Source organism: Citrobacter sp. VF227 (assembly GCF_052950715.1).
On the sequence record NZ_JBRFVF010000001.1, the window covers coordinates 763,004 to 778,113 of the forward strand.

Here is a 15,110-nt window from a genome sequence, read left to right on the forward strand (position 1 = left end):
ATTACTGCTTCGCGCCTTCAACAGCCTCACGAGCTAGTTTGGTTATGCGATCGTAATCACCCTCTTCCAGCGCATCTGCCGGAACCAGCCAGGAACCGCCGATGCACAGTACGCTTTTCAGTGCCAGATAATCACGGTAATTCGCCGGAGAGATACCACCGGTTGGGCAGAAACGGACCTGTGAGAACGGACCCGCAATCGCCTGCAGCGCTTTAGTACCGCCGTTCGCTTCCGCCGGGAAGAATTTGAACTCTTTCAAACCGTAATCCATACCCAGCATCAGTTCAGAAACGGTGCTGATACCCGGGATTAACGGAATAGTGCCTTCGGTTGCGGCTTTCAGCAGCGGTTCGGTCAGGCCAGGGCTAATAGCAAATTGCGCCCCCGCTTCGGTAACTTCAGCAAGCTGTTGTGGATTCAGTACGGTACCCGCACCAACGATAGCGTCCGGAACTTCTTTGGCGATCGCGCGAATGGCATCCATCGCACATGCGGTACGTAAGGTCACTTCCAGAACGCGCACGCCCCCTGCAACCAGCGCTTTTGCCATTGGCACCGCGTGCTCCAGTTTATTAACCACGATAACCGGTACAACCGGGCCAGTGGTCAGGATTGCTTCTGCACTTGTCTTCCAGTTTTTCATCAGAGTTTTCTCTCGCCTGATTACAAAATAAGTCTTAAAAAGTGATACAGGTTGCGCCCTGCTCCGCACCGGACAGCTTTTCACGCAACGCGCTGAACATTTCACGGCCAGTACCCACGCGCGATGCGCTGAGGTCAGGAATGTGAGGCTGACGAGAAGCAAGTTCCTCTTCATCAACCAGCAGCGTTAATTCACCTGTTTGTCCATTCACACGAATGATGTCGCCATCGCGTACTTTTGCCAGCAGCCCGCCATCATAGGCTTCCGGAGTTACATGGATTGCTGAAGGCACTTTACCTGAAGCACCTGAAAGTCGTCCATCAGTAACTAACGCTATTTTGAAACAACGGTCCAATAATACACCAAGTGGCGGCATGAGTTTATGTAATTCTGGCATTCCTTTCGCTTTTGGTCCCTGATGACGCACAACCACCACGCAATCCCGGTCAAGCAGACCCGCATCAAACGCCGGTAACACATCGTGCTGACTTTCAAAGACAACCGCCGGTGCTTCGATGATCTGGTTTTCTACCGGAACCGCCGATGTTTTCATCACCGCTCGGCCAAGGTTTCCGCTCAGCACTTTGGTGCCGCCATGATGAGAGAAAGGTTGGTCAAAGGTGGCAATCACGTTGCTGTCCAGCGACTTCGCCGCCCCTTCACGCCACTCCAGTTCACCATTGTTAAGCCACGGCTCCATGGTGTAGCGTGATAAACCGAATCCAGCGACGGTGTTCACATCTTCATGCAGCAGACCCGCGTTAAGCAGCTCACGCATTAATACCGGTACCCCACCCGCAGCCTGGAAGTGGTTAATGTCTGCCGGTCCATTCGGGTACAGACGCGCCATCAGCGGCACGATATCGGACAGATCGGAGAAGTCGTCCCAGTTAATGAGAATACCGGCTGCGCGCGCCATGGCCACCAGGTGCATCGTATGGTTGGTTGAGCCCCCGGTCGCCAGCAGCGCGACAATCCCGTTCACTACCACTTTTTCATCGATCATTTTACCGATCGGCATCCATTCATTGCCGTTGCCGGTCAGGCGCGTCACCTGACGGGCTGCTGCTGCGGTCAGCGCTTCACGCAGCGGCGCATCTGGGTGCACAAATGAGGAGCCTGGCAATTGCATCCCCATAAACTCCACCACCATCTGGTTGGTATTTGCTGTGCCGTAGAACGTACAGGTTCCCGGTGCGTGATAAGACGCCGCCTCGGATTCAAGAAGCGCCATACGATCGACTTTACCTTCAGCATACAGCTGACGGATACGCACTTTTTCTTTGTTCGCCAGACCGCTCGCCATAGGACCGGAAGGGATAAATATTGAAGGCAGATGCCCAAATGACAGTGCCGCCATCACCAGACCTGGAACAATTTTGTCGCACACGCCGAGGAACAACGCGCCGTCGAACATATTGTGGGAAAGGCCCACCGCAGCCGACATCGCAATCACTTCACGACTCAGCAGGGACAGTTCCATCCCATCCTGTCCCTGGGTCACACCATCACACATAGCCGGCACACCGCCTGCGACCTGGCCTACCGCATTGGCTTCATGCAGCGCTTTACGAATGATGGCCGGATAGTGTTCATACGGTTGATGCGCGGAAAGCATGTCGTTATAGGAGGTAATAATCGCGATATTGTTACGCAGCATGCTTTTCAGCGAAGCTTTGTCGTCCGGCTGACACGCGGCAAAACCATGGGCAAGGTTACCGCATGCCAGCTGTGAGCGATGAACGGTAGTTGATTTCGCTTGTTCAATACGGGCGAGGTAGGCGGAACGTGTGTCACGAGAACGTTCGACGATACGTTGTGTTACGCGTAACAAATTCGGATTCATAGAGGCTCCTGAAATTTATCTGTCAGAGCGTTGGATTAACAATGTGCTTCAGATGGGTTAAAAACAGCTGAATCGCTTGTTAGCCGTAGCTCAAGGGCAAAATCGTTTCAGGCAGTGTAATAAAAAAAGCCCCGCGGGTGAATCCACGCGGAGCTTAAAAGTGCAAAAATTATTCTACAATCTGTGTTAGATCATGTTACCGGTAAAATAACACCAATGGGCTAGATGACATTTTACTCGAATTCGTTCCAGGAACGACCATCACGGGTGATCATGGCCACAGAAGCAACCGGTCCCCAGGTACCTGCCTGATACGGCTTCGGCGCGTCGTTGTCCATCGCCCAGGCTTCAGTAATCGAGTCGACCCACTTCCATGCTTCTTCAACTTCATCACGACGCACAAACAGCGCCTGGATACCACGCATCGTCTCGAGCAGCAGGCGCTCATAGGCATCAGCAAGGTGCGTCTGATTGAAGGTTTCGGAATAGCTCAGATCAAGCTTGGTAATTTGCAGATTATGTTTATGATCCAGACCAGGCACTTTGTTAAGTACCTGGATATCAACACCTTCATCAGGCTGCAAACGAATGGTCAGCTTGTTCTGCGGCAGATCCTGCCAGGACTCTCTGAACAGATTCAGCCCAGGCGTTTTGAAGTAAACCACGACTTCTGAGCACTTCGTCGGTAAACGTTTACCGGTACGCAGATAGAACGGAACGCCCGCCCAGCGCCAGTTATCGATATCCACACGGATCGCCACAAACGTTTCCGTATTGCTGCTCTTGTTCGCGCCTTCTTCTTCCAGGTATCCCGGCACTTTTTTGCCCTGGGCAAAGCCTGCGGTGTACTGACCGCGAACCGTTTTTTCACGTACGTTCGAACGATCGATGCGACGCAGCGATTTCAGCACCTTCACTTTTTCGTCACGGATGCTGTCGGCGCTCAGATCGGACGGTGGAGACATCGCGATCATGCACAGAATTTGTAGCAGGTGGTTCTGAATCATGTCGCGCATTTGACCTGCCTGGTCAAAATAGCCCCAGCGACCTTCAATACCGACTTCTTCAGCCACGGTAATTTCTACGTGATCAATAGTGCGGTTATCCCAGTTGTTCACAAACAGGGAGTTAGCAAAACGCAGTGCCAGCAGGTTCAGAACCGTCTCTTTGCCGAGATAGTGGTCAATACGATAAACCTGACACTCTTCGAAGTACTCGCCAACCTGATCGTTGATCTCCCTGGATGTCGCCAGCGACGTGCCCAGCGGTTTTTCCATCACCACGCGGGCGGGTTTAGCATTCAGCTTTGCTTCACCCAGGCCTTTGCAGATCGCGCCAAAGGTGCTCGGCGGCATCGCAAAATAGTTAATGGTGGTACGCGATTTTTGATCCAGCATTTTGCCCAGACGTTTGAACGCGGCAGTGTCATTGACGTCCAGATTACAAAACTCCAGACGACCACTGAGGGTTTCCCATAAACCTTCATCGATCTTTTCTTTCATGAAGGTTTCGAGCGCTTCGCGCACAACCTTGGTATAGGCTGCTTTGTCCCAGTCGGCACGCCCTACCCCGATGATACGGGTTTCCGGGTTAATCTGACCGGCCTTTTCCAGTTGATACAGGGAAGGCAGCAATTTCCGCCGCGCCAGGTCGCCCTTCGCGCCGAAAATGACCAGGTCACATGCCTGGGCTGTTTGCGTTACCGCCATGTCATTCTCCTCAATTAAGTACCTGGTGCTTCTGCCAGACACTGGTTGTAATTTTATTACAGTGCACTGTACTGCTTTTACGTGAATCCGGAAACCGTAAACGCTTATCCAGCCGTGCTGTTACCGCGAACAGACGCTTAATTGTCGTTTACCGCAGCAAAATGGACAAAAAAGTCGCCTTTTTTCGTACCCATGACGAAGTAAGAAAACCAGACTCCGATCATGTAATGAAAAAAAACAACAACTATCCTGTCCATTTTGCCCCGTTGCCGCATCAGCAGGGGTAATATCTATACACTGAATTATGCCCCGATTTCCCCTTATTGCTGAAATCGTTTTGTCCATGACCCATGAGTCTACCTACATCATGAATATGCTGGAAAAAATCCAGTTAAAACTGGAACATTTGAGCAAGTCAGAGCGTAAAGTCGCCGATATCATTATTGCCTTTCCCGAGCGGGCAATCCATTCAAGCATCGCGGCGCTTGCCGCTGAGGCCGATGTCAGCGAGCCGACGGTTAACCGTTTCTGTCGCAGTATGGACACACGCGGCTTCCCTGATTTTAAACTGCATCTGGCGCAAAGTCTGGCCAATGGCACTCCTTATGTTAATCGCAATGTGGATGAGGATGACAGCGTAGAATGTTACACGGGGAAAATCTTCGAGTCAGCGATGGCAAGTCTCGACCACGTCCGCCAGTCGCTGGATAACGCGGCGGTAAACCGGGCGGTAGATTTGTTAACCCAGGCGAAAAAAATTGCCTTCTTTGGCCTGGGTTCTTCCGCTGCAGTCGCGCATGACGCGATGAATAAATTTTTCCGATTTAACGTACCGGTAATCTATTCCGACGATATTGTTCTGCAACGCATGAGCTGTATGAATTGTAGCGACGACGACGTCATTGTGCTTATTTCTCACACCGGAAGAACCAAAAGTCTGGTTGAGCTGGCGCAGTTGGCCAGGGAAAACGACGCGATGGTTATCGCCCTCACATCTCCCGGCACGCCGCTGGCGCGTGAAGCAACGCTGGCAATTACCCTCGATGTACCGGAAGATACTGACATTTATATGCCCATGGTCTCTCGACTTGCTCAACTGACCGTGATAGATGTGCTGGCTACAGGATTTACTTTGCGCCGTGGGGCAAAATTTAGAGATAACTTGAAGCGTGTCAAGGAAGCGCTCAAGGAATCGCGTTTTGATAAAGAATTACTCATCAAGAGTGATGACCGCTAAAAGCAATAACAATGTTCTACCCTTTTATCATCCGGGTTGTTCATTTTACCGTTAATGTTTGAGAACGGCCGGATTAATGTTCACGCAACACCAAGTTGTTTCAGTCAACGGAGTATTACATGTCCAGAAGGCTTCGCAGAACCAAAATCGTTACCACGTTAGGCCCGGCAACTGACCGCGATAACAACCTTGAAAAGATTATCGCCGCGGGTGCGAACGTTGTACGTATGAACTTTTCTCACGGCTCTCCAGAAGATCACAAATTGCGGGCGGATAAGGTCCGTGAAATTGCCGCAAAACTGGGACGTCATGTAGCTATATTGGGTGACCTGCAGGGACCTAAAATCCGCGTTTCTACCTTTAAAGAAGGTAAAGTATTCCTTAATGTTGGCGACAAGTTTCTGTTAGACGCCAACCTTGGCAAAGGCGAAGGCGACAAAGAAAAAGTCGGCATTGATTATAAAGGGCTGCCTGCTGACGTCGTGCCTGGTGATATCCTGCTGCTTGATGACGGTCGCGTTCAGCTCAAGGTGCTCGAAGTTCAGGGCATGAAAGTCTTCACCGAAGTGACCGTTGGTGGCCCGCTGTCTAATAACAAGGGCATCAACAAACTGGGCGGCGGCCTCTCTGCTGAAGCTCTGACCGAAAAAGACAAAGCCGACATTATCACCGCCGCGCAAATCAGCGTTGACTATCTGGCCGTCTCCTTCCCACGCTGCGGCGAGGATCTGAACTATGCCCGCCGTCTGGCGCGCGACGCTGGCTGCGATGCGAAAATCGTCGCCAAAGTAGAACGTGCAGAAGCCGTCTGCGACCAGAATGCGATGGATGACATCATTCTGGCTTCCGACGTAGTAATGGTGGCGCGTGGCGACCTGGGCGTTGAAATTGGCGATCCTGAGCTGGTAGGCATTCAGAAAGCATTAATTCGTCGCGCGCGTCAGCTGAATCGGGCAGTTATCACCGCTACCCAGATGATGGAGTCGATGATCACCAACCCAATGCCGACCCGTGCAGAAGTAATGGACGTGGCGAACGCCGTCCTTGATGGTACCGATGCCGTTATGCTCTCTGCAGAAACAGCAGCAGGTCAGTATCCGGCGGAAACCGTCGCGGCAATGGCCCGCGTTTGTCTGGGCGCGGAGAAAATCCCAAGCATCAATGTCTCTAAACACCGCCTTGACGTGCAGTTTGATAACGTTGAAGAAGCCATTGCTATGTCAGCGATGTACGCCGCTAACCACCTTAAAGGGGTTACCGCTATCATCGCGATGACGGAATCTGGTCGTACCGCTCTGATGACCTCTCGTATCAGCTCTGGTCTGCCGATTTTCGCGATGTCTCGTCATGAGCGTACGCTGAATCTGACCTCCCTGTACCGCGGCGTTACCCCGGTTCACTTCGACAGCGAAACAGACGGTGTCGTTGCTGCTAATGAAGCGGTGAACTTGCTGCGCGATAAAGGCTATCTGGTTTCGGGTGATCTGGTGATCGTGACCCAGGGCGATGTGATGAGCACTATAGGCTCAACCAATACCACACGTATTCTGACCGTAGAATAAGTGGCTCAAATATAAAAAAGCCTCTCGTTTGAGAGGCTTTTTTTTTATTTCTTCGGATAGAGATCTTTGCGCTTATAGGGCTCAATCTCGCCAGGTTTACGTGTCTTAAGCAGTTTCAAAATCCAGGTGTATTGTTCGACATGTGGCGTGACAAAAATCTCCACCTCTTCGTTCATTCGTCTGGCAATGGTGTGGTCATCCGCGGTCAGGATGTCATCCATCGGTGGACGAACATGAATCGTCAGCCGATGCGTTTTACCATCGTACACCGGAAACAGTGGCACGACGCGGGCGTGACAGACCTTCATCAGGCGACCAATCGCCGGCAACGTGGCTTTATAGGTAGCAAAAAAATCGACAAACTCGCTATGCTCAGGACCATGATCCTGATCCGGCAGATAGTAACCCCAATATCCCTGACGCACGGACTGGATAAATGGTTTGATGCCATCATTTCGCGCATGCAAACGACCACCAAAGCGTCGGCGCACCGTGTTCCAGACATAATCGAATACCGGATTTCCCTGGTTGTGAAACATCGCAGCCATTTTCTGACCCTGGGACGCCATCAACATCGCCGGGATATCTACGCCCCAACCATGAGGAACCAGAAAGATCACCTTTTCATCGTTGCGACGCATCTCTTCAATGATTTCCAGCCCCTGCCAGTCAACCCGATTCTGAATTTTCTCCGGGCCACGTATCGCCAGTTCTGCCATCATGACCATCGCCTGAGGCGCAGTTGCATACATCTCATCAACAATGGCTTGACGCTCAGCTTCGCTACGTTCAGGAAAGCAGAGAGATAAATTGATCAATGCTCTGCGACGCGAGCTTTTTCCCAGTCTTCCGGCAAGCCGTCCGAGCTTTGCCAGAATAGGATCACGAAATGATGCTGGCGTTAACGCAATGCCAGCTATCGCCGCCACACCCAGCCAGGCGCCCCAGTAGCGCGGATGGCGAAATGATTTGTGAAACTCAGGGATATACTCAATGTTCTTTTTTCTCGTTTCCATGCTCTTCCAGTGTCTGGTGCCGCGAAAAGTAAATCTGCTGATAGTGTAGCGGCGCACCGTGCGCCGTACAAAATAAAAAAGCCGGCACGCTATGCGTACCGGCTTTTTCAGTGTAGTAATTAATCGAAACGCAACTGAGGCACAACCTCTTTCACCTGTGCCAGGTAATCGGTACGATCTGAACCGGTCAGCCCTTCTGTACGCGGCAGTTTCGCCGTCAGCGGGTTAACAGCCTGTTGGTTAACCCAAACTTCGTAGTGCAGATGCGGACCCGTTGAACGCCCCGTATTGCCTGACAGTGCGATACGATCGCCACGTTTCACTTTTTGTCCTGGTTTGACCAACAGCTTACGTAAGTGCATATAGCGCGTGGTATAGGTGCGACCATGACGCACGGCAACATAATATCCGGCTGCACCACTGCGTTTGGCCACCACCACTTCGCCATCACCTACCGACAGCACCGGCGTCCCTTGCGGCATCGCAAAGTCGACGCCTTTGTGCGGCGCAACACGCCCTGTCACCGGGTTCAGGCGACGCGGGTTAAAGTTTGAGGAGATGCGGAACTGCTTCGCCGTAGGGAAACGCATGAAACCTTTCGCCAGACCGGTACCGTTGCGATCATAAAATTTACCGTCTTCCGCACGGATGGCGTAATAATCTTTGCCTTCAGAACGTAAACGCACGCCCAGCAGCTGGCTTTGCTCACGTTTACCGTCAAGCATTTCGCGCGACATCAGTACCGAGAACTCATCGCCTTTTTTCAGCTTGCGGAAATCCATCTGCCACTGCATGGCCTTAATGACTGCGCTGATTTCAGAGCTGGTCAGCCCGGCTTCTTTGGCGCTGGCGACAAAACTTCCGCCCACCGTGCCTTTGATTCGGCTGTTAACCCAATCGCCCTGCTGCATTTCACTGCTCATTTTGAAACCCGTCGCGGTGCGATCGTAAGTACGGGTTTCGCGGCGGGAAACTTCCCAGGTCAGACGCTGCAACTCACCTTCTGCGCTTAACGTCCAGGAAAGCTGCTGACCAATTTTCAGGTTTCGCAGTTCTTTGTCGGACGCTGCGAGCTGGCTGATGTCTCCCATATCGATGCCGTACTGATTCAGAATGCTGCTCAGCGTATCACCCGTGGAGACGACATACTCATGCACGCCAGCTTCACCAGACGTTTTGTCATCCAGTTCATCCTGTGGGATGGCTTCGTCTTCCTGAGCGGCCTGGTCGATAGGTTCACTGGCCTCAGGCAACAACGATCGAATCTCGCTTTTTTCCAGCTCGATTGTTTTGACGATGGGGGCTGAATCGGGATGGTAAACATAGGGTCGCCAGACGGCGACAGCCAATGTCAGTACGGTAAGCGACCCCAGCATAACGCGATGGGGTCGCGGCAGATTATTAAATGCCAGGGCGACAGAGCGGGCTATCTGTTGCACGTATTCACTTCCTCATTAATCTCCTTTCAGGCAGCTCGCATACTGGTTGGCTAATTGGTTCAAAAACGCTGAATAGCTTGTTTTACCCAGTTTGATATTCGTTCCGAGCGGATCCAACGTTCCCATTCGAACGGATGTCCCTCTCGCAACAGCTTCAACGACCGCTGGCCTGAACTGTGGCTCAGCAAAAACGCAGGTTGCTTTTTGCTCAACCAACTGTGTTCTTATTTCATGTAAACGCTGCGCACCAGGTTGAATCTCAGGGTTCACGGTAAAGTGACCAAGCGGTGTTAATCCGTAGTGTTTTTCGTAATAGCCATAGGCGTCATGAAAAACGAAGTAACCTTTCCCCTTGAGCGGCGCGAGCTCGTTACCTACCTGCTTATCGGTTGCGGCTAATTGTGCCTCAAAATCCTTCAGGTTGGCGTCAAGTTTGGCTCGACTTTGCGGCATAAGTTCCACTAATTTTTCATGGATTGCAACCGCTGAGGCCCGCGCTATCTCTGGGGAAAGCCAAAGATGCATGTTGTAATCGCCATGATGGTGATGCTCGTCACTTTTTTCGCCGCCAGCATCATTGTGTCCATGATCGTCATCGTCGTCATCGGCACCTTTCATGAGTAACGGTTTCACGTCATTGAGCTGCGCAATCGTTACCTGTTTTGCGTTAGGAATATTCTTGACTGATTTTTCCATAAACGCTTCCATCTCAGGCCCAATCCAAACGACTAAGTCCGCGCCCTGTAAGCGTTTTACGTCTGAAGGACGCAATGAATAATCGTGTTCGGACGCCCCGTCAGGTAGCAAAACCTGGGTGTCAGTAACCCCGTCTGCAATGGCTGAAGCGATAAACCCCAGCGGCTTAAGAGAAGCCACGACAGTGGCATTTGCTGCCTGTGTTGCACTACCCCAAAGAGCAGCAGATAATGCTGCGAAAAGAAGCGTATTTTTATGTAACATAATGCGACCAATCATCGTAATGAATGTAAGAAATGTGATATTATAACATTCTATAACTTCTGCAAGACTAAAATTGATATGACGACTTTGGTTTCACTGGAAAATGTCTCGGTCTCTTATGGTCAACGCCGCGTCCTTTCTGACGTTTCGCTTGAACTTCGACCCGGTAAAATTTTGACGCTTCTCGGCCCTAATGGAGCAGGGAAGTCTACGCTGGTGCGCGTTGTATTAGGGCTGGTAGCGGCTGATGAGGGAGTTATCAAGCGTAATGGACAACTGCGGATTGGCTATGTGCCGCAAAAACTGTACCTCGATACTACGCTTCCGCTGACGGTAAGTCGCTTTTTGCGCTTACGTCCCGGCACCAAAAAAGAGGATATTCTTCCGGCGCTGAAGCGCGTTCAGGCTGGGCATCTGATGAATGCGCCGATGCAAAAACTCTCTGGTGGAGAAACGCAACGCGTCCTGCTGGCTCGTGCTTTATTGAATAAGCCTCAGTTATTGGTGCTTGACGAGCCAACCCAGGGTGTGGATGTCAATGGGCAAGTCGCACTTTACGATCTTATCGACCAATTGCGACGTGAACTGGATTGCGCCGTACTGATGGTTTCCCATGATCTGCATTTGGTGATGGCAAAAACCGATGAGGTACTGTGCCTGAACCATCATATTTGTTGTTCCGGCGCGCCGGAAGTGGTTTCCATGCATCCGGAATTCATCTCAATGTTCGGACAACGCGGCGCCGAACAACTCGGAATATACCGTCATAATCATAATCACCGCCACGATTTACAGGGTCGTATTGTCTTACGCCGGGGAAATGGTCACTCATGATTGAATTGTTATTACCCGGTTGGTTAGCCGGGATCATGCTGGCCTGTGCCGCTGGCCCGCTTGGCTCGTTTGTGGTCTGGCGTCGAATGTCTTATTTCGGTGATACACTGGCCCACGCGTCGCTGCTGGGGGTCGCCTTTGGCCTGCTTTTGGATGTAAACCCTTTCTATGCGGTAATCGCCGTCACTTTGTTGTTGGCTGGCGGTCTGGTATGGCTGGAGAAACGCCCTCACCTCGCGATTGATACCTTACTGGGCATTATGGCCCACAGTGCGCTGTCATTAGGGCTGGTTGTCGTTAGCCTGATGTCCAACATCCGAGTGGATCTGATGGCCTACCTGTTTGGTGATTTGCTCGCCGTGACGCCAGAAGATCTCATCTCCATCGCCATTGGCGTGGTTATCGTTCTGGCGATTTTGTTCTGGCAGTGGCGTAACCTGTTGTCGATGACCATCAGCCCGGATCTGGCATTTGTCGATGGCGTGAAGCTGCAACGCGTAAAGCTACTGCTGATGCTGGTTACGGCGTTAACGATTGGCGTGGCGATGAAATTTGTTGGGGCGTTGATTATCACATCATTGCTGATTATCCCTGCGGCCACCGCACGCCGTTTTGCACGTACGCCAGAGCAGATGGCCGGCGTTGCCGTGGGCGTTGGAATGATAGCGGTTACAGGCGGTCTGACGTTCTCAGCGTTCTATGATACGCCAGCAGGGCCATCTGTGGTGCTGTGTGCTGCACTGCTGTTTATTTTCAGCATGATGAAAAAGCAGGCGAGCTGAATGTGTGCTGCCCGGTGGCGTTTCGCTTACCGGGCGTTGCATTGTTAAGGCATTGCCGGCGGCGTGATCCCGAAATGGTTCCAGGCACGCACAGTTGCCATACGTCCACGCGGCGTACGTTGCAGAAAACCTTGCTGAATCAGATACGGTTCCAGCACGTCCTCAATGGTTTCCCGCTCTTCCCCAATCGCCGCCGCCAGGTTATCCAGTCCTACCGGTCCACCGAAGAATTTATCGATAACCGCCAGCAGCAGCTTACGGTCCATATAATCGAATCCTTCCGCATCCACATTAAGCATATCCAGTGCCTGAGCGGCGATATCTGCCGAAATTGTGCCGTCATGCTTCACTTCGGCGAAATCGCGTACCCGGCGCAATAACCGGTTGGCGATACGCGGCGTACCGCGGGCGCGGCGAGCCACTTCCAGCGCGCCTTCTTCGCTCATTTCCAGCCCCATAAAGCGGGCGCTGCGCCCAACAATGTGCTGCAGGTCAGCCACCTGATAGAACTCCAGGCGCTGGACAATACCGAAGCGGTCACGTAACGGTGACGTTAACGACCCGGCGCGCGTTGTCGCCCCGATTAGCGTAAACGGCGGCAGATCAATCTTAATCGAACGTGCAGCCGGCCCTTCACCAATCATGATATCCAACTGATAATCTTCCATCGCCGGATACAATACCTCTTCCACCACCGGTGACAGACGATGGATTTCATCGATAAACAGCACATCGTGGGGTTCAAGGTTGGTAAGCATTGCCGCCAGGTCGCCCGCTTTTTCCAGTACCGGACCGGACGTGGTACGCAGATTAACACCCATTTCATTGGCAACAATATTGGCAAGCGTGGTTTTACCGAGGCCAGGAGGACCGAAAATCAGCAGATGGTCAAGCGCGTCACCGCGCAGCTTCGCCGCCTGGATAAAAATCTCCATTTGCGAACGCACCTGCGGCTGACCAATGTACTCTTCCAGCAATTTAGGGCGGATCGCCCGATCCACCAGATCTTCAGGGGTCGTGCTGACAGCCGAAATCAGACGGTCTGCTTCAATCATCCTCTACCTCACAGCGCAGCGCGAAGCGCTTCACGAATCAGGGTTTCACTGCTGGCATCAGGGCGGGCAATCTTGCTCACCATTCGGCTGGCTTCCTGTGGTTTATAGCCCAACGCCACCAGCGCAGCAACCGCTTCCTGCTCGGCGTCGTCCGTTACCGGACTTGCCGGCGAGGTCAGTACCAAATCCGCCGCCGGGGTGAAGAGGTCGCCATGCAGACCTTTAAAGCGGTCTTTCATTTCAACAATCAAACGCTCTGCGGTTTTCTTACCAATGCCTGGTAATTTCACCAGTGCGCCAAGCTCTTCGCGTTCAACGGCATTAACAAACTGTTGCGCAGACATACCGGAGAGGATAGCCAGCGCCAGCTTCGGTCCCACACCGTTAGTTTTGATTAACTCTTTAAACAGCGTGCGCTCCTGCTTGTTGTTAAAGCCATATAGCAACTGAGCATCTTCACGCACGACAAAATGGGTGAAGATGATGGCCTCTTGCCCGGCTTCCGGCAACTCGTAGAAACAGGTCATCGGCATATGAACTTCATAGCCTACCCCACCTGTCTCCAGAAGGACCAGCGGGGGTTGTTTTTCAAGAATGATGCCTCTGAGTCTGCCTATCACGTGACGCTCCTGCGTTAAGGGCTAAAAGGTAATGCGCTATCATAAAAAAAGGCTGGATAGATATCCAGCCTCATTTATCACTAACGTAACCGACCTCGCGCCAGATTCAGCCTCGATTCGCTCATTTGCATGGCGTTCTGACTGACGTGGCAGTGGGTTATGGCAATCGCCAGCGCATCCGCAGCATCCGCCTGCGGGTTCGCCGGGAGTTTTAGCAGCGTGCGTACCATATGCTGAACCTGACTTTTTTCCGCGCTACCGATCCCCACCACTGTCTGTTTTACCTGACGGGCCGCATATTCAAACACCGGAAGATCCTGGTTAACGGCAGCAACGATTGCCACGCCGCGCGCCTGCCCCAGCTTGAGCGCCGAATCGGCGTTTTTCGCCATAAAGACCTGTTCAATGGCAAAGTAGTCCGGCTGAAACTGGGTGATGATTTCTGATACGCCCGCATAAATCAGCTTCAGGCGCGATGGTAAATCATCCACTTTCGTTCGAATGCATCCACTTCCCAGATAGGTCAACTGTCGACCGACCTGACGGATTACGCCATAACCGGTGATGCGCGACCCCGGGTCAATGCCGAGAATGATAGACATCACGCATCTCCTGTTAATTTATGGCTTAACCACATCATTCCAGCGTTGCAGCAACCTCATCTGAGATTTCGCCGTTGTGGTAAACTTCCTGCACGTCGTCACAGTCTTCCAGCATATCGATCAGACGCATCAGCTTCGGTGCTGTTTCTGCATCCATATCCGCTTTGGTGGAGGGGATCATCGACACTTCAGCCGCGTCCGCTTTCAGACCAGCCGCTTCCAGCGCATCACGCACTTTGCCCATCTCTTCCCACGCGGTATAAACGTCAATCGCGCCGTCGTCGAAGGTCACAACGTCTTCAGCACCCGCTTCCAGCGCTGCTTCCATAATGGCGTCTTCATCACCTTGTTCAAAGGATATCACGCCTTTTTTGCTGAACAGGTAAGATACGGAACCGTCAGTACCGAGATTGCCGCCCGTTTTCGTGAATGCGTGACGCACTTCCGCAACGGTGCGGTTACGGTTGTCAGACAGACATTCGATCATCACGGCTGTGCCGCCAGGACCGTAACCTTCATAGATGATGGTTTCCATGTTCGCATCATCGTCGCCACCCACACCACGCGCGATTGCACGGTTCAGGGTGTCGCGGGTCATGTTGTTAGCCAGTGCTTTATCAATCGCGGCGCGCAGACGTGGGTTAGCGTCCGGATCGCCGCCACCCAGTTTGGCTGCCGTCACCAGCTCACGAATGATTTTGGTGAAAATTTTACCACGCTTAGCATCTTGCGCTGCTTTACGATGTCTGGTGTTGGCCCATTTACTATGACCTGCCATAAATAATCTCTCCAAAAAGCGCGCCTT

Annotated in this window: 14 protein-coding genes; 4 read left to right on the top strand and 10 right to left on the bottom strand. The window is 52.2% G+C overall.

Features of this window, described 5'->3' with window-relative positions:
• Position 1 precedes the first annotated feature (1 nt).
• The 3 genes from kdgA to zwf form a co-directional block, all read right to left on the bottom strand.
• Positions 2-643, bottom strand: a complete 642-nt coding sequence (kdgA, locus tag ACU8YC_RS03785; RefSeq protein WP_446895014.1) for a bifunctional 4-hydroxy-2-oxoglutarate aldolase/2-dehydro-3-deoxy-phosphogluconate aldolase — start codon at positions 641-643, stop codon at positions 2-4.
• A gap of 34 nt (positions 644-677) precedes the next feature.
• Positions 678-2,489, bottom strand: coding sequence for a phosphogluconate dehydratase (edd, locus tag ACU8YC_RS03790; RefSeq protein WP_446895015.1), 1,812 nt, complete (start codon positions 2,487-2,489; stop codon positions 678-680).
• A 233-nt stretch (positions 2,490-2,722) separates the two neighbouring features.
• On the bottom strand, positions 2,723-4,198 hold the full coding sequence (gene zwf, locus ACU8YC_RS03795; protein ID WP_187252270.1) for a glucose-6-phosphate dehydrogenase: 1,476 nt from the start codon (positions 4,196-4,198) through the stop codon (positions 2,723-2,725).
• Between the two features lie 367 nt (positions 4,199-4,565).
• Between zwf and ACU8YC_RS03800 the strand changes: the two genes are divergently transcribed.
• Complete coding sequence (locus ACU8YC_RS03800) at positions 4,566-5,435, top strand: MurR/RpiR family transcriptional regulator (protein WP_151219514.1); 870 nt, start codon at positions 4,566-4,568, stop codon at positions 5,433-5,435.
• Between the two features lie 119 nt (positions 5,436-5,554).
• Positions 5,555-6,997, top strand: coding sequence for a pyruvate kinase (gene pyk, locus ACU8YC_RS03805; protein ID WP_003034890.1), 1,443 nt, complete (start codon positions 5,555-5,557; stop codon positions 6,995-6,997).
• A 44-nt stretch (positions 6,998-7,041) separates the two neighbouring features.
• On the opposite strand, the gene lpxM is transcribed toward pyk, so the two are convergent.
• The 3 genes from lpxM to znuA form a co-directional block, all read right to left on the bottom strand.
• A complete protein-coding gene (gene lpxM / locus ACU8YC_RS03810) occupies positions 7,042-8,013 on the bottom strand; it encodes a lauroyl-Kdo(2)-lipid IV(A) myristoyltransferase (RefSeq protein ID WP_446895016.1) in 972 nt (323 codons plus the stop codon).
• A gap of 119 nt (positions 8,014-8,132) precedes the next feature.
• Positions 8,133-9,452: a murein DD-endopeptidase MepM gene (gene mepM, locus ACU8YC_RS03815; RefSeq protein ID WP_151219485.1), complete on the bottom strand. Its 1,320-nt coding sequence runs from the start codon at positions 9,450-9,452 to the stop codon at positions 8,133-8,135.
• A 15-nt stretch (positions 9,453-9,467) separates the two neighbouring features.
• Complete coding sequence (gene znuA / locus ACU8YC_RS03820) at positions 9,468-10,412, bottom strand: zinc ABC transporter substrate-binding protein ZnuA (RefSeq protein ID WP_151219486.1); 945 nt, start codon at positions 10,410-10,412, stop codon at positions 9,468-9,470.
• Between the two features lie 78 nt (positions 10,413-10,490).
• Here znuA and znuC point away from each other — a divergent pair, with 78 nt between their 5' ends.
• Positions 10,491-11,246 carry a zinc ABC transporter ATP-binding protein ZnuC gene (gene znuC, locus ACU8YC_RS03825; RefSeq protein ID WP_006684140.1) on the top strand — a complete coding sequence of 252 codons (756 nt, stop codon included), beginning with the start codon at positions 10,491-10,493 and terminating at the stop codon, positions 11,244-11,246.
• The gene (gene znuB, locus ACU8YC_RS03830; protein WP_003034874.1) at positions 11,243-12,028 is read left to right on the top strand and encodes a zinc ABC transporter permease subunit ZnuB; all 786 of its coding nucleotides are present in this window, start codon (positions 11,243-11,245) and stop codon (positions 12,026-12,028) included. The genes znuC and znuB overlap by 4 nt, the downstream gene beginning before the upstream one ends.
• A gap of 44 nt (positions 12,029-12,072) precedes the next feature.
• On the opposite strand, the gene ruvB is transcribed toward znuB, so the two are convergent.
• The 4 genes from ruvB to ACU8YC_RS03850 form a co-directional block, all read right to left on the bottom strand.
• Positions 12,073-13,083: a Holliday junction branch migration DNA helicase RuvB gene (gene ruvB, locus ACU8YC_RS03835; RefSeq protein WP_151219487.1), complete on the bottom strand. Its 1,011-nt coding sequence runs from the start codon at positions 13,081-13,083 to the stop codon at positions 12,073-12,075.
• Between the two features lie 8 nt (positions 13,084-13,091).
• Entirely contained in the window at positions 13,092-13,703 is a 612-nt protein-coding gene (ruvA, locus tag ACU8YC_RS03840) for a Holliday junction branch migration protein RuvA (RefSeq protein ID WP_005120694.1), read from the bottom strand.
• Positions 13,704-13,783: 80 nt separating this feature from the next.
• A complete protein-coding gene (ruvC, locus tag ACU8YC_RS03845) occupies positions 13,784-14,305 on the bottom strand; it encodes a crossover junction endodeoxyribonuclease RuvC (protein ID WP_006176048.1) in 522 nt (173 codons plus the stop codon).
• Between the two features lie 34 nt (positions 14,306-14,339).
• Positions 14,340-15,083 carry a YebC/PmpR family DNA-binding transcriptional regulator gene (locus ACU8YC_RS03850; protein ID WP_151219515.1) on the bottom strand — a complete coding sequence of 248 codons (744 nt, stop codon included), beginning with the start codon at positions 15,081-15,083 and terminating at the stop codon, positions 14,340-14,342.
• Positions 15,084-15,110: the final 27 nt, after the last annotated feature.

Excerpts from the sequence above, each read along its gene's own strand:
- kdgA (WP_446895014.1), bottom strand. The coding sequence starts at position 643 with ATGAAAAACTGGAAGACAAGTGCAGAAGCAATCCTGACCACTGGCCCG.
- edd (WP_446895015.1), bottom strand. The coding sequence starts at position 2,489 with ATGAATCCGAATTTGTTACGCGTAACACAACGTATCGTCGAACGTTCT.
- zwf (WP_187252270.1), bottom strand. The coding sequence starts at position 4,198 with ATGGCGGTAACGCAAACAGCCCAGGCATGTGACCTGGTCATTTTCGGC.
- ACU8YC_RS03800 (WP_151219514.1), top strand. The coding sequence starts at position 4,566 with ATGAATATGCTGGAAAAAATCCAGTTAAAACTGGAACATTTGAGCAAG.
- pyk (WP_003034890.1), top strand. The coding sequence starts at position 5,555 with ATGTCCAGAAGGCTTCGCAGAACCAAAATCGTTACCACGTTAGGCCCG.
- lpxM (WP_446895016.1), bottom strand. The coding sequence starts at position 8,013 with ATGGAAACGAGAAAAAAGAACATTGAGTATATCCCTGAGTTTCACAAA.
- znuA (WP_151219486.1), bottom strand. The coding sequence starts at position 10,412 with ATGTTACATAAAAATACGCTTCTTTTCGCAGCATTATCTGCTGCTCTT.
- znuC (WP_006684140.1), top strand. The coding sequence starts at position 10,491 with ATGACGACTTTGGTTTCACTGGAAAATGTCTCGGTCTCTTATGGTCAA.
- znuB (WP_003034874.1), top strand. The coding sequence starts at position 11,243 with ATGATTGAATTGTTATTACCCGGTTGGTTAGCCGGGATCATGCTGGCC.
- ruvB (WP_151219487.1), bottom strand. The coding sequence starts at position 13,083 with ATGATTGAAGCAGACCGTCTGATTTCGGCTGTCAGCACGACCCCTGAA.
- ruvC (WP_006176048.1), bottom strand. The coding sequence starts at position 14,305 with ATGTCTATCATTCTCGGCATTGACCCGGGGTCGCGCATCACCGGTTAT.
- ACU8YC_RS03850 (WP_151219515.1), bottom strand. The coding sequence starts at position 15,083 with ATGGCAGGTCATAGTAAATGGGCCAACACCAGACATCGTAAAGCAGCG.